The following is a 255-nucleotide window of genomic DNA, read 5'->3' as shown; positions in this document are numbered from 1 at the left end:
TGTTGCGAAAATTGACGACCTTTTTGTGGCTCGGTTCCAGTCCCAGTTCAATGGCTAATTCCTGATAAAAATCACGACTGGATAACCGTGTCTCCTTGATTTCACAACAGGTATACAGATTCGTATTCAAGCCGTTAAGAAAGTGATGAACGATACGGCTTTTCCCTACGCCAGAGGCTCCTGTATAGAGACCGATACCCTTTTGAGAGACCACTTGGTCTAAACGGGCGTGCATCTCCAGGTAATCCGTACTTT

The 255-nt window shown here is 45.5% G+C and carries 1 protein-coding gene; it reads right to left on the bottom strand.

What is annotated here, in order from left to right; all coding sequences use genetic code 11:
• On the bottom strand, positions 1–255 hold a 255-nt coding region (locus tag ACYQ2O_RS13335), incomplete at both ends, for an AAA family ATPase (protein ID WP_459796842.1).

Source organism: Alkalibacterium sp. m-11 (assembly GCF_054658155.1).
Note: the sequence above shows the minus strand (reverse complement) of the source record. Positions and strands in the feature narration are given on the sequence as shown.